Raw genomic sequence first — 860 nt, forward strand, 5'->3', positions numbered from 1 at the left:
ACGATCGGCACCGGCTTCTTCACCAGCGCCTTGGCGACGACGTCGTCGAGGCGCGAGACCGGGATGATCTCCATGCCGCCCTTGATCGCATCGGAAATCTCCGTGAGATCCTTGGCGTTGTCCTCGGGGATCAGCACCGTCTTGATGCCGCCGCGGGCCGCAGCCAGCAGCTTCTCCTTGAGGCCGCCGATCGGCAGCACGCGGCCGCGCAGCGTGATCTCGCCGGTCATCGCGACATCGTGGCGGACCGGAATGCCGGTCATGACCGAGATGATCGCGGTGGCCATGGCAACGCCTGCGGACGGACCATCCTTCGGCGTCGCACCTTCCGGCACGTGCACGTGGATGTCGCGCCTGTCGAACAGTGGCGGCTCGACGCCGTAGTTGATCGCCCGCGAGCGGACGTAGGATGCCGCCGCCGAGATCGACTCCTTCATGACGTCGCGCAGATTGCCGGTGACCGTCATCTTGCCCTTGCCGGGCATCATGACGCCTTCGATGGTCAGCAGTTCGCCGCCCACGTCGGTCCAGGCAAGGCCGGTGACGATACCGACCTGCGGTTCGCTCTCGATCTCGCCGAAGCGGTACTTCGGCACGCCGAGGAGCTCTTCCAGAGTCTTCTCGGTGACCTTGACCGACTTCTTCTTGGAGATCATCAGCTCCTTCACCGCCTTGCGGGCAAGTGTGGAGAGCTCACGCTCCAGGTTGCGCACGCCCGCTTCGCGGGTGTAGCGGCGGATCAGCAGCAGCAGCGCATCGTCGTCGATCGAGAACTCCTTGGAGTCCAGGCCGTGCTTGGACACCGCGTTTGGGATCAGGTGCTTGCGCGAGATCTCGACCTTCTCGTTCTCGGTGTAGCC

At 64.7% G+C, this 860-nt stretch carries 1 protein-coding gene; it reads right to left on the reverse strand.

The genetic code is table 11. The features are described from left to right. Window positions 1–860: S16 family serine protease (locus JHD07_RS33660; protein WP_291629996.1), on the reverse strand; the 860-nt coding region annotated here is incomplete at both ends.

The sequence above is a fragment of the Bradyrhizobium sp. genome (genome assembly GCF_016462955.1).
In the GTDB taxonomy this organism is placed as follows: domain Bacteria; phylum Pseudomonadota; class Alphaproteobacteria; order Rhizobiales; family Xanthobacteraceae; genus Bradyrhizobium.